A 13,776-nucleotide genomic window follows, 5' to 3' on the forward strand; every position below is an offset into this window, starting at 1 on the left:
ACCACAGTTTTATTAAATAATAATGTTCTTGCTCGCAAAGGGTGAAATAAACATCAAAATCCACGATAATGTCAGCTCCACACATCGTGCAGAACTAGTTGAGATCAATATGACTGAAAAAACATTTATCAAAGGTAAAGACCGCGACCTAGAATCGTCAATCTCTACCATGCAAAACAAGCTTAAAGCCCTAAACATTAATGTTGAAGAAGCGCTTTGGCTTAACCCTGTAGCTAACTGTTATTCGGTTCATATAAAAGACAGCGACTGCGGTGTTATGTTTACCAATGGTAAAGGCGCAACCGACAAAGCATCTATTGCTTCAGCACTCGGTGAATACTTTGAACGTTTAAGCTGTAACTACTTTTTTGCAGACTTTTATCTAGGTGAAGAATTTGCTAATGGCGAGTTTACTCATTACCCAAGCGAAAAATGGTTTAAAGTTGAAGGCGATGAAGTGCCAGAGGGCATTATGGATGAAAGCTTATGGGATTACTTTGACCCAGAGCGCGAACTAAACGCATCACACCTTTTTGATTTTAACTCAGGCAATATCGATCGTGGTATTTGTACCCTGCCATACACACGCCAACGCGATAACCAAGACGTATACATTCCGGTAAACGTTATCGGTAATATTTTTGTATCTAACGGTATGAGCGCAGGTAACACCAAGTTTGAAGCTCGCGTACAAGGTTTATCAGAAGTATTTGAACGTGCTATTAAAAACCGTATCATCGCCGAAGGTATTTGTTTACCAATCGTGCCTGAAGACGTTGTTAAGCAATACCCTAAAATTCACGAAGCGTGTGAAGAGCTTCGCAGCCATGGCTTTCATTTACGTATTGCCGATGCATCACTTGGGGGTAAATACCCTGTAATGAGCGTAACGCTTATTAACCCAACAGATGGTTCTGTATTTGCTTCTTTTGGTGCTCACCCATCATTTGAAGTTGCGCTTGAGCGTACCGTTACTGAGTTACTACAAGGTCGTCGTCTTGATCAGCTAGATGTATTCCAACCTGCAACATTTGATAACGATGAAGTAGCAACACCAGAGAACATTGAACTGCACTTTATTGATTCAAGCGGTTTGATTTCGCATGATTTTTTCCGTGCAAAACCTGATTTTGAATTTGTACACTGGGACTTTAGCGGAACAACAGAAGAAGAATATAACTTCTGTACTGACCTAATTCATAGCATGGATCATGATATCTACATCATGGATTACACGCACCTAAACGTATACGCGTGTCGTATTTTAGTACCTGGCATGTCTGACATTTACCCTGTTGATGAGCTTATTTGGCGTAACAACAACGAAGGCGCAAAATTTCGCGAAGTATTCCTATCGCTTGATCAGTACGATGCAGAGCAATGGATGGACATTTACGACAGCCTTGAAGAAGCAGGCCACAGCGATATTATCCGCGCCGCAGAATTTATTGGCCTTGCAACCGATGCCGACACACCATGGCACACACTGCGCATTGGTGAGCTTAAAGCACACCTATGTTTAGCTGCAGGCAGCGAAGAAGCCATTGATTGGGTTGATTGGATACTTCATACAGGCCAAGTAAATGAAGAGGCAATGCGCCACTTCCGCTGTTTAAAAGCAGTTCTTGAAATTAAATACGATGACGAGCGCGAATACGCAGATTACCAAGATGCACTAGGCTTAATGTTTGGTGCTAATAATGTAGCGCTGGCTATAGAAATTGCCGAAGGTAAAAAGCAGTTTAACGGTTTAACTTTCCCTGGTTTATCGCTTGAAGGCTTTAAAAAGCATGCGGCGCTACTTGATGGTTACCGCAAGCTACATGTAGCAAAGCAAAATCACTGGGCGCGTGAAGTTAGCGACTCGTAACTCGCTAAACTACTAATTATAAAAAATAAACGGCGCATTTGTTAATGCGCCGTTTTCATTTGTGTAATAAATTAGCTATAGTTAATTTGCCTAAATTAACGCCACGATGTAGCAAATGCCACCATCTACTAACAATAAAAAAACGAACGTTCATAACTTTAAGTTGACCTTTTGGTTATCGCTTACGCTAACTGTACTAGTTGGTATCGTTCTTGATCGTATTAACTACAATCGTGTTAAAGATGCTCATCGCCTACAAATTCTTTCTGAAGTAAGTACATATCGAGCTCAATTAGAATCTATTTTAGTTTCTAATATCCAACTAGTTCGAGGTTTAGGTGTTGCCGTAGCGGCGCAGCCTGATTTACAGCAAACACAGTTTGAACAAATTGCCCAACCACTATTTAAAACCTCAAATGAGCTTCGCAATATTGGTGGCGCTCCCGATATGGTAATTCGCATGACTTACCCCTTAAAAGGTAATGAAAAAGCACTCGGTTTAAACTTTTTAGAAGAAAAAAACCAACGCGCTGATGCTATTAGAGCTCGCGATACAAATACCATTGTAATGGCTGGCCCATTAAAATTAATCCAAGGTGACATAGCACTTATAGCCCGCGTTCCTGTTTACATACCGCCAGAAAATCGCTTTTGGGGATTACTTTCAGTTGTTCTCAACATTGAAAAAGTCTATGAAAATTCAGGTATTTATGAGCTAGGAAAAGAATACAACGTCGCTTTACAAGGCAGGCATGGACTTGGCAGCAAAGGGGAGTTTTTTTACGGTAATCAAAACATAATAGAGCAAGACCCCCTTGAGTTTACGTTAAGCTTTCAAGGTGGCAATTGGCAACTTTACGTAGCACCTAAAATAGGTTGGAGCCCACCAAATTCAGCTGTATGGCCACTTAGGCTATCAATTATAATTATTTGCGGGTTATTAATTTGGGCCTTTTTATTCTTTTTGAAAATGCTTAATCGCCAGCAACAAAACGAAAAAATGCTTGAGGCAATGAGTGATCTAGCCCAAATAGGCGCATGGTCATTTAACTTAGAAACGAAACAAGTGTATTGGTCTGATATGACCAAAAAACTATTTAAATACCCATTAAATAGCCAACCAGAATGGCCTAAAGATTTAAATTACTTTAAAAAAGGCACTAGCAGAGAAACAATTAAACCTTTAATTGAACGAGCTATAAAATATGGTGAAAGCTACGAAGTTGAATTAGAAGTAATGGATGAAGAAGGTGAATCTGTTTGGGTACTCGTACATGGTGAAGCAGAACGAAAAAATGGACGATGCACACGTATTTTTGGCTCATTACAGAATATTGATACCCGTAAAAAGATTGAATTAGAAAATAATAAAACAGCATTACACAACGAAATTTTAGCCTCCCTTACCGTTAATAAATTAATATTAACTGGGCAACTGAGCCAATCAAAAGATATTATTACTGAAGCAATCTGCCAAGCATTTGATATTAAACGTGCCAGTATTTGGTTTTTTAATGAAGACAAATCCCAACTAAGCCCTTTTGCCATACATAGTAAACATTCGTCTAGTGATAAAATTGACTCTATTTGGCTAAGAAAAAATCTTCCCGGCTTTTTTAATGCAATAGATCACCAGCCTGTATTTAATGTGCCTGACGCCCAAGAACACCCAATACTTGAGCCAATTAAAGAACAGTATTTAATGACTCTCGAGATTAAATCAATGCTGTGCGTAATAATCCCTGCAGGAAGTGGCGCTATAGGAGTCGTTTGCGCAGAGCAATGTCAATCAAAACGCTACTGGTCTAAAAACGAAGAAAGCTTTTTAATTGCCGTTGCAGCGTTAATAGGCAGCTTGCACTCAAGCCAACAGCGAATTGAAACCGAACAAAAACTAGTTTCAGCCAAAGAAACCGCCGAACAAGCTGTTGAAGCTAAAAGTGAATTTTTAGCGAGTATGAGCCACGAAATTCGCACCCCAATGAACGGTGTTTTAGGTATGCTTAACATAATTAAGCAAACTCAATTGGACCTACAGCAAAAACATCATATTGAACTTGCTCAATCATCAGCTCAATCTTTGCTTAATATAATTAATGACATATTAGACTTTTCTAAAATTGAAGCCGGTAAGCTCGATATTGAAAACGTGCAATTTAATTTACCTCGGTTATTAGGCGAAGTGGTGGAATCCTTTGCTTTAAAGGTAGAACAAAACAATACAAAACTTATTCTAGATGCTACTCAAATAACTGTTAGCGAGATAATTAGTGACCCTAACCGCTTGCGCCAAATTTTAAATAACTTAATTGGCAACGCGGTTAAATTTACTATTGATGGCGAAGTAGTCATTACTGCCAGAATAGATGAAACAACGGATGGCTCGTTCCTACAGTGTTCGATTATTGATACTGGTATTGGTATTGACCCTAAAAAACAAGCGTCGTTATTTGACTCATTCACACAAGCCGATGCTTCAACAACACGCCAATTTGGGGGCACAGGGCTTGGTCTTGCCATAGTAAAACAATTGTGCGAACTGATGAACGGTGAAGTAAGTGTAAACAGTATGCAAGGTGAAGGAAGTACATTTTCTTTCACAGTACAAATACAACCGCGCTTAAGTAAAGAACAAGATTTACCGAGTCATTTAATTAAAAACAAACATATTTTAATTATTGATGAGTGCTCGTTAAATGCTAACACCGCTAATAAGCAGCTCACTGTTTGGGGTGCAAAAGTTAATTGTATACATAACTATCTTGAGGTTGATGATTACTTAAGTAATGTAACCACCCACCCTGGTGCTATTTTAGTTGATTACTACTTTTTTGAAAAAGCCCCACAAACGCATATCAACGCGCTCAAAAACTTTATAAATATGCATAGTTGCAAGTTAGTTATTATGGCGCCAATGAGTTATTCGTCTGAGGAGTCTAAAGTAGGTATGGAAGTCGACTGTATGATTTTCAAACCTCTCACACCGTCTGATTTGTTTGACTCACTTACAAACGATAAATACATTGAACAACAGCAGCAACAAGCACAGCTTCAAAACAAGCTAACTAAAGCGCCAGTACTCGATTCATCAGAACCACAACTATTGCTTGTTGAAGACAATAAAATAAACCAAGTGGTTGCCTCTGCGCTATTAAAGCAGGCGGGTGTTACTTTTGATATTGCCGAAAATGGACTTGAGGCAATTATAAAGCTCAATGCAAAACAAGGTAAACCATATAAGCTAGTTTTAATGGATTGCCAAATGCCCGAAATGGATGGCTACCAAGCCACTAAAGCCATTAGAGAAGGTGATGCAGGTAAAGATAATGAAAATATTACTATTATTGCGCTAACAGCCAATGCCATGCAGGGCGATAAAGAAAAATGCCTAGCCGCAGGCATGAACGACTATTTAAGTAAGCCTCTCGATTTAGCTGCATTACAACCAAAGCTTCAACAATGGCTTGGCATTCAATAAAGGTGTAAGCTAATAAAATACGCTTACTAATTTGAGATTATTTATGCAGTTATCAACAAATCAACAACGTATTCTTGGTTGCCTATTAGAAAAACAAAGCACGACGCCAGAGCATTATCCGCTATCGTTAAACGCTCTCGTGAACGCATGTAACCAAAAGTCTAATCGCGATCCTGTGTTAAGTCTTACAGATGAAGACGTGCAAAACGCACTTGATGAACTAATAGAAATGCGTTTGGTCACAATAGATGAAGGTCTTTCGGGTCGTGTAAATAAATACGATCACCGCTTTTGTAACACTGAATTTAGTAATCTGCAATTTTCTGCTCAGCAGCGTGCCATTGTTTGTTTGTTACTTTTGCGTGGTGCTCAAACCCCTGGTGAATTAAGAACCCGCAGTGCTAGGCTTGCTGATTTTAATAACGTAAATGAAGTAGAGGCAGCGCTCAATAAACTGATTGAAAGCGAGTACGTCACAAAGCTAGAGCGTGAAGCTGGTAAACGTGACAGCCGATATATTCATTTATTTGGCGAACAACAAAATAATCCCGCCGATGCCTTTGTTGCTCTACCAAGCGAAGTAATTAAAGACAAAGAATTAAGCGATTTACTTGAAGAAGTAGAAAAATTAAAAGCAGAGCTTCGCCAAATAAAAGCTCATTTAAAACTTTAATTAACTAAAACTAAATCACATAATAAGTTTATTGCGTATCACATATTAAATTTTATAAGGAGCTGGCAATGCGCGCCGAAATTATGGCTGAAATGAAGGTTCAGCCAACGATTGATGTAAATGCTGAGATAACTCGCCGAGTTAATTTTATTAAAACACGTTTGGTAGCAGCTCATTCACGCTCGTTAGTACTGGGTATTAGCGGTGGTGTTGACTCATCAACCTGCGGCCGCTTATGTCAACTTGCTGTAAACGAGCTAAATAAAGAACACGATACTGACAAGTATCAGTTTATTGCAGTGCGCCTACCTTATGGTGTACAAGCTGACGAAGATGAAGCACAAATGGCGGTTGATTTTATTCAGCCAAATAAACGTATGACCGTAAACGTACAACCTGCGGCTGATGCACTGCATGAGCAAGCGATAGCTGCCGTAGTTGGCTGTGGTGAAGCACTGCCTGAGCAAGCTCAAATAGATTTTATTAAAGGCAATGTTAAAGCGCGTCAACGTATGGTTGCTCAGTACGAAATTGCAGGTTTTTGCCAAGGCTTAGTAGTGGGTACCGATCATAGTGCTGAAAACATTACTGGTTTTTATACTAAATTTGGTGACGGCGCGTGCGATTTAGCCCCTCTGTTTGGTTTATCAAAACGCCAAGTTCGTGCACTTGCTACTGCACTAGGTGCGCCAGCTTTATTGGTAGATAAAGCACCTACAGCTGATTTAGAAAGTGACCGCCCAGGTTTAACAGACGAAGAAGCACTTGGTTTGAGCTATGAGCAAATTGATGACTTTTTAGAAGGTAAACCTGTGTCTAATGATGTTGAACAAAAGCTTGTAAGCATTTACACGCGTACACAACATAAGCGTCAACCAATTCCGACAATTTACGATTAATGTTTAGTAGCTAAAATAAAGCAATTAATGCTTTGAGGATTAATTGCTTTTTTGATCGACAGATTAAGAAGCTGCGTATATTTTAATAAATTAACGCTTTGAATTTTATAATACCAATTGCATTAAATTAGTGAGCTGTTATAGCCCTACGAAATAGCGATAGAACGATAATATTTTTAATAATATTGGTATAACTACCCGCCAAAGAGAACACTGCCTTATATGACATCGCCCATTTTAATTACCGGCGCAGGCCAACGTATTGGTTTAGCACTCGCTCAGCATTATATAGCACAAGGGCAGAGTATTATTATCACGTATCGTACTCGTCACGCCGCTGTTGATAAATTAGAGCAACAAGGCGCTGTATGTATTTATGCCGATTTTAGTACCGATGACGGTATTAGTGCATTTATAAATACGCTTAAAAAGCATACAACATCGCTGCGCGCTATTGTTCACAATGCATCAAGCTGGGACTGCGAAGCTAACAACCCTGACTTTGCAGCACTGTTTGATAATATGATGCGTATACATGCCAAAACACCGTATTTAATTAATTTAATGTGCGCAGAGCTGCTTTTAAACTATCAGCAAAATGAAAAAGTACCTGCCGATATAATACATCTTACTGATTATGTAGTTGAAACAGGCAGCCCTAAACACTTAGCTTATGCAGCAAGTAAAGCAGCACTCGACAACCTAACCAAATCGTTTAGCGCTAAATATGCGCCAAATATAAAAGTGAACTCGGTTGCTCCATCGCTCATTATTTTTAATGAACATGACGATGAGCAATATCGAGCTAAGACCCTTAAAAAATCATTAATGGGCATTGAACCCGGATGCCAAGAAATTATCAATAGCATTGATTTACTATTACAAAGCCACTACATCACAGGGCGCTCTTTGCCTATTGATGGCGGTCGTCATTTAAAGTAAATATAAATAAACTGAGATATTTATGCACAATGAATTAAAAGAAAGTTATGAAAAAATCATCACCGCTGTAGGCGAAGATGCTAACCGCGAAGGCTTACTTGATACGCCAAAACGTGCTGCAAAAGCAATGGAATATTTAACGCAAGGGTATCGTCAAACGCTTGATGAAATAACTAATAAAGCAGTATTTACATCTGACGCTGACGACATGGTGTTAGTACAAGACATAGAGCTCTACTCTATGTGTGAGCATCATTTACTGCCTTTTATTGGCCGTTGCCATATTGCTTATATACCAAACGGTAAAGTATTAGGCTTGTCTAAATTTGCCCGTATTGTTGATATGTTTTCACGCCGTTTTCAAATTCAAGAACAGTTAACGCATCAAATCGCTAAAGCAGTTGAAGAAGTTACTGGCGCTAAGGGCGTAGGCGTTATTGTTGAGGCAAAACACATGTGTATGATGATGCGTGGTGTAGAAAAGCAAAATTCAAGCATGCGTACATCAGTAATGTTAGGTAACTTTAGAAGCGATCCTAAAACACGTAACGAATTTTTGCAGCTTATAAAAGGTTAACCCTATGGCTAATGCAATTATTAACGTTACTAATTTACGCCTGCGTACGTTTATTGGCTTTAACCCCGATGAGCGTGAAAAAAAGCAAGATGTAGTGATTAATCTAGAGATTCACTACCCTGCTGATGATGCATGTAAAACGGATGAAGTTGACCAAGCACTTAATTATAAAGTGATCACCAAAGAAGTTATTAGCTTAGTAGAGCAAGGGCACTTTTTACTGCTCGAAAAATTAGTGGCTGAAATTCTTGCCGTTTGTCACGCGCACCCAAGCGTTCATTACGCTAAAGCACGTGTTGATAAACCACATGCACTGCGTTTTGCCGACTCAGTGTCGTTAACGCTTGATTGGGCTAAATAAGGTCTTAAAAACTTATTTAAAAAAGCTTTTCGAATCCTACGGCAAGGGCGATAACCGCTAAATAGCGCGCGCCTTTGCCTAGTGTTACTAACAGTAAAAAGGTACTAAATCGTACTTTAAATATACCTCCAATCACCGTTAATGGGTCCCCCACAACCGGTAACCAAGCAAATAACAAACTATACACTCCATATTTATTAAATTGCTTTTGTGCGCTATCAAGCCCTTTTTGCGATACAGGAAACCATTTTTTATCTTTAAAACGCAGTACCTGCGTGCCTAACCAGTAATTAACACAGCTCCCTAACACATTTCCAAGTGTTGCTACGCACCACATAAGCCATAAATTAACTTTACCTTGAGTAATCATTCCCACCATAATCACCTCAGAAGAGCTAGGCAGTAATGTGGCAGATATAAATGCGCTAATAAATAACGTGAGATAAAGCATAATGCCCTTATGGCTAAACGTAAAAACCCAGCATATAGCTGGGTTTATAATACCAATTTTATTAAAAACATGATCATTCTAGCGTATTAAATAACTCACTAACTACGTTAAAAATTATTTATATAGAACAACTATGTATCATAATTTTAGCCTTGTTATTGAGCTATTTTCTTATCGCTATAATAGATCACTAATTTAATGCAATTGGTATAAAAATAAACTGTGTGTTTATTTTATCAAATTTAAACTAAACGGGTAATTAAACTCTTTACCTTCATTAGCTTTAATACTTGCCATTACAACCATTACAAACCCAAAAATTGCCACTATAGGTAGTAATATTAAGCCGACTGCTACAAACATCAGTACAAAACAAACTACATATGCAATTGCCATCGTTATTTGAAAGTTAAGCGCCTTTTTACCGTGTACGTCAACAACTGGCATTTCATCTCTTTTAATTAACCACACAATTAATGGCCCAATTATTGAGCCAAACGGCACAACAAACCCAGCAAGCGCACTTAAATGGCATAACATAGCCCACGTACGGTCATCTTTATTAACTGGTTCAACCTGTTGATTTTCTTCCATAACACTCTCCTTTTTGTTTTATGTATGTTGCCTCTTAACTAAACAAATGTCTACAAATCAACCAACGTATTTATGTTTAAAAATCACAGCGTGAAATCCTGTGATAAAAAAGTGATAAGTTTGTGAGAGTTTCTGGAGACGATTATTCAATACTTAACTCGAATCATCACTTACAGGAAATAATAATGAAAACTTCTACATTAACAATCGCAATTCTTTTAGCGGCAGCTAGCCAATCGACTATGGCCGCAGAATTAGACCTAAAAGTTACTAACCTAACCAAAGGTATTCACTTTACTCCACTGTTAATTACAGCACACAACAGCGAAGACACACTATTTGAAGTCGCAACAGAGGCATCTACAGCACTACAAACAATGGCTGAAGGCGGCAATATTGCAGAGCTAGTTGCACAAGCAACTGCAGCGGGCAGTGATATGGCTGCAAATCCAGCTGAAGGTTTACTTGCACCAGCCGCATCTACAACGGCAACACTGAGCACGACTGACGGTAATGAGTACCTATCTTTAACTGCAATGATGCTACCAACTAATGATGGCTTTGTAGGCTTAAACAGCTGGAAAATCCCAACAGAAGCGGGTACTTACACAATTAATTTAAATGCTTACGATGCAGGCACAGAACAAAACAATGAGCTTGTAGTTGAAGGCTCTGGCGCACCAGGTACTCCAGGTATTCCTGCAGCTCCAGGTGGCGACGCTGGCACTGGCGGTACAGGTGTATTAAGTGGTGATACAAATATTAGCATTCATATTCACCCGGGTAGCTTAGGTGATGACGATTTAGAAGCGGGTAATAGCGATTTAAGTAATACAGTACACAGATGGTTAAACCCAGTAGCACAATTAACCGTTACAGTTAAGTAGGAGCATGATTATGTCATCTGCTAACAACCTTAAAAAAAGTCTACTAGTGCTTGCACTTGCAACCACACTTGCAGCGTGTAGCGATAACGATAATGACGATCCAATAATAGAAGAACCGGTCGTTGTTGAGCCAATTGTTGTAGAACCTGTGATCAGTGAGTTTACCATTACTTTTAGTAACTTAACTGCAGGACAGCCTTTGTCACCACTCTCTGTCATTGCTTTTGAAGATGAAGCACCTTGGACATTCGGTACAACCGCTTCTGTTGGTTTAGAAATGCTTGCAGAAAGCGGCGCAAATGAAGAGTACCTCAGCTACGAAAATGCACTTGCTGCAGTTTCAGCTGAAGGCGCTATTGGCCCTGGTGAAACGACCACAGTGATTATTACTGTTGAAGAGCAAGAAACGCTTAATTTGTCATTTGCTGCCATGCTTGGGAATACAAATGATGCTTTTACCGGTCTTAGTTCTTTAGATGTATCAACATTAGAAGTTGGTGGTTCGTTATCACGCACTACGACTGCTTATGATGCGGGTACGGAAGCAAATACAGAAACAGCTGAAACTGTGCCAGGTCCTGCCGCTAGCGGTGAAGGGTTTAACGAAATACGTGACGATACAGCCGATATAATAACGATGCATCCAGGCATTGTTTCAAATCAAGATGGATTATCTACATCAGCACTTGGTGTTGAACATAAGTTTGATAACCCAGTATCGAAAATAGTAATTACGCGCACGCAGTAACGTTCCAGCTTGTAATGGGGAAGTAAGGGAGCACGGATGCCCCCCTTTTTACGAGGTAATACATGCGTCACGAAAAAATATTAGTAGTAGAAGATGACAGAGAAATAGGTAAGTTAATTACCACGCAGCTAACGTCGCTTAACTTACATGTTGATCATGTTGTGAGCGCAGAACTTGCCTTAAAAAAAATAGCTAAGCATCCCTACGGACTTATTTTACTCGATATAAACTTACCCCAAATGGATGGTTTGAGCTTATGTCGAAAAATAAAAGAGCATTACCCTACTACCTCCGTTATTTTACTCACCGCGCTGAGTAGCGATATGGACAGAGTTATTGGCCTTGAAATGGGCGCCGATGATTATATTTGTAAACCCTTTTTTGCACGCGAATTACAAGCCAGAGTAAAAACCCAATTACGCCACAGAGCACAACTACTCGCGAGCCAAAACAACGACAACTCTCCCGTTGATAGCGAACAAACACTAAATATAGGCTCACTCAATATAGAATTTAGTTCGCACCAAGTGTTTTTAGGTAAACAAGCCCTTAACCTTACCGCCACCGAATTTGATTTACTCGTTTACTTTGCACGCCATCCTAATCATGTTTTTAGCCGCCAGCAGTTACTCGATAAAGTATGGGGTTACCAACACAGTGGTTACGAGCACACGGTTAATTCACATATAAACCGCTTACGTGCCAAGCTAGAAGAACACCAACAAGCGCCTATCATCGAAACAGTTTGGGGTGTTGGTTACAAACTAAACCCTAGCCAACTCAATTAAGACACCCATCATGAAATTATCTTTGTATCAAAAATTAGCTATATCGCTAGTCGTGATTTTTTGTTTTATTTGCGCCCTAGTTTACGGCTGGAGCAAGCAATTAGAACTCACCTCAAAACATCATGCTGAGCAAAATTTACATTTGGCGCTTGCCGAGCATTTAGTACAAGATAACCCGCTAATAAAAGAAGGTGTTTACGACTATAAAGCGCTTGAAAACCTCTTTCATACCTTGATGTTATTAGGCCCGGCGTTTGAATTTTATTTTGTAGACGAAACCGGAAAAATTCTTACTTACTCCGCAAAGCCGGGTAAAGTTAAACGCACGCATATTAGTTTAACGCCTTTAAAAAGGCTGATTAACGACCCAAGCGCTGCACCTATTTATGGTGATAATCCTCGTAATAAAGAGCAACAAAAAATATTTTCAGCCGCGCCAGTATTTAATCAAGATAAGCTACAAGGTTATTTATATGTAATTATTGGTGGTGAGGCTTACGATACCTCACTAAGCACTGTAAAAAATAATGATAAGTTATGGCTAGCTGCTTTATGGCTTGGCTCTGCACTCGCATTTTTATTTATTGCGATGCTAATTTTACTACGTTTTTTTACCAACCCAATTCAGCGCTTAGCACGCGATGTTAGTAATATTGAAGCCGCTAACTACAGCCTTACCGACACCAAGCTAAGTAACTATTCAATGCAAAAAAGTAACGAAGTGCATAGTTTAGGGCGAAGTATTCAAGCCATGCTAACGCGTATTAATGAGCAGTTTAAAGCGCTTGAACAAGGCGATAAACAACGCAAAGAGTTACTAACTCACTTATCGCACGACCTACGTACACCACTTGCTTCACTGCAGGGGTTTTTAGAAGTATTAAATCAGTCGGGTGAACAACTAAGTAAAAAAGAGCAGCAAGAATACTTGCAGGTATCGCTTAATAATTGTGGGCAATTAAAGCTACTCATAGAGCAAATATTTGAGCTTGCTCACTTAGAAAATGGCGAAATAAGTATAAATAAAGAAACCTTTAATTTAGGTGAGCTTATTTACGATTGCATGGCAAAATTTAGTTTAGCCGTTGATAAAAAAGGCATTAGTTTGTCGGTAGAACCTGCAATTTGTGATTTTCCTGTGGTTGCCGATATAGCTAAATTAGAGCGCGTGTTAAGTAACTTAATTGACAATGCAATTAGGCACACCCCTCGCGGTGGCAGCATTGCAGTACATGTAAAACGCAGTGACGATAATCAACTATTTGTGCATGTATCAGACACAGGCGTAGGTATAAAAGAAGATGAGCTGAATGCTATTTTTGACCCGCACTACCAAGCAAGTAATTCTAATAAAGAAGGGCGCCAGCAAGGTGGTTTAGGATTGGCCATTTGCAGAGGTTTATTAAAACTGATGGATAGCGAAATTTACGTACAAAGTGAAATTGGTAAAGGCACTATGTTTAGCTTTAATTTGCCACAAAAAAAGGTGCTTTTTTAAAAAGCACCTT

At 39.2% G+C, this 13,776-nt stretch carries 13 protein-coding genes; 11 read left to right on the forward strand and 2 right to left on the reverse strand.

All coding sequences use genetic code 11. The annotated features are described in order from the left end of the window. The first annotated feature begins 109 nt into the window (after positions 1-109). The 7 genes from ycaO (at position 110) to folX (ending at position 8,800) form a co-directional block, all read left to right on the forward strand. Complete coding sequence (gene ycaO, locus H5120_RS11610) at positions 110-1,870, forward strand: 30S ribosomal protein S12 methylthiotransferase accessory factor YcaO (RefSeq protein WP_182674478.1); 1,761 nt, start codon at positions 110-112, stop codon at positions 1,868-1,870. Positions 1,871-1,985: 115 nt separating this feature from the next. Next, on the forward strand, positions 1,986-5,348 hold the full coding sequence (locus tag H5120_RS11615) for an ATP-binding protein (RefSeq protein WP_182674480.1): 3,363 nt from the start codon (positions 1,986-1,988) through the stop codon (positions 5,346-5,348). Positions 5,349-5,391: 43 nt separating this feature from the next. Then, positions 5,392-6,021: a YceH family protein gene (locus H5120_RS11620; protein ID WP_002962344.1), complete on the forward strand. Its 630-nt coding sequence runs from the start codon at positions 5,392-5,394 to the stop codon at positions 6,019-6,021. A 68-nt stretch (positions 6,022-6,089) separates the two neighbouring features. Continuing rightward, positions 6,090-6,920 (forward strand): ammonia-dependent NAD(+) synthetase, encoded by an 831-nt coding sequence (gene nadE, locus H5120_RS11625; RefSeq protein ID WP_182674482.1) that lies wholly within the window; start codon positions 6,090-6,092, stop codon positions 6,918-6,920. Positions 6,921-7,142: 222 nt separating this feature from the next. Then, complete coding sequence (gene folM / locus H5120_RS11630; protein WP_182674484.1) at positions 7,143-7,862, forward strand: dihydromonapterin reductase; 720 nt, start codon at positions 7,143-7,145, stop codon at positions 7,860-7,862. 22 nt (positions 7,863-7,884) lie between these two features. Next, a complete protein-coding gene (gene folE, locus H5120_RS11635) occupies positions 7,885-8,439 on the forward strand; it encodes a GTP cyclohydrolase I FolE (protein WP_002962341.1) in 555 nt (184 codons plus the stop codon). A 4-nt stretch (positions 8,440-8,443) separates the two neighbouring features. Beyond that, on the forward strand, positions 8,444-8,800 hold the full coding sequence (gene folX, locus H5120_RS11640) for a dihydroneopterin triphosphate 2'-epimerase (RefSeq protein WP_002962340.1): 357 nt from the start codon (positions 8,444-8,446) through the stop codon (positions 8,798-8,800). Between the two features lie 16 nt (positions 8,801-8,816). On the opposite strand, the gene H5120_RS11645 is transcribed toward folX, so the two are convergent. Further along, positions 8,817-9,251, reverse strand: coding sequence for a YqaA family protein (locus tag H5120_RS11645; protein ID WP_182674486.1), 435 nt, complete (start codon positions 9,249-9,251; stop codon positions 8,817-8,819). 228 nt (positions 9,252-9,479) lie between these two features. Continuing rightward, the gene (locus tag H5120_RS11650) at positions 9,480-9,845 is read right to left on the reverse strand and encodes a DUF4870 domain-containing protein (RefSeq protein ID WP_002962338.1); all 366 of its coding nucleotides are present in this window, start codon (positions 9,843-9,845) and stop codon (positions 9,480-9,482) included. Between the two features lie 185 nt (positions 9,846-10,030). Between H5120_RS11650 and H5120_RS11655 the strand changes: the two genes are divergently transcribed. The 4 genes from H5120_RS11655 (at position 10,031) to H5120_RS11670 (ending at position 13,766) form a co-directional block, all read left to right on the forward strand. Then, the gene (locus tag H5120_RS11655) at positions 10,031-10,732 is read left to right on the forward strand and encodes a spondin domain-containing protein (RefSeq protein ID WP_182672096.1); all 702 of its coding nucleotides are present in this window, start codon (positions 10,031-10,033) and stop codon (positions 10,730-10,732) included. Positions 10,733-10,742: 10 nt separating this feature from the next. Further along, on the forward strand, positions 10,743-11,480 hold the full coding sequence (locus tag H5120_RS11660; protein ID WP_182674488.1) for a spondin domain-containing protein: 738 nt from the start codon (positions 10,743-10,745) through the stop codon (positions 11,478-11,480). Positions 11,481-11,542: 62 nt separating this feature from the next. Continuing rightward, positions 11,543-12,268, forward strand: coding sequence for a response regulator transcription factor (locus tag H5120_RS11665; protein ID WP_182674490.1), 726 nt, complete (start codon positions 11,543-11,545; stop codon positions 12,266-12,268). Positions 12,269-12,278: 10 nt separating this feature from the next. Further along, on the forward strand, positions 12,279-13,766 hold the full coding sequence (locus H5120_RS11670) for a cell wall metabolism sensor histidine kinase WalK (protein ID WP_182674492.1): 1,488 nt from the start codon (positions 12,279-12,281) through the stop codon (positions 13,764-13,766). Positions 13,767-13,776 lie beyond the last annotated feature (10 nt).

The organism is Pseudoalteromonas sp. SR43-2 (assembly GCF_014163885.1).
GTDB lineage: Bacteria > Pseudomonadota > Gammaproteobacteria > Enterobacterales > Alteromonadaceae > Pseudoalteromonas > Pseudoalteromonas distincta.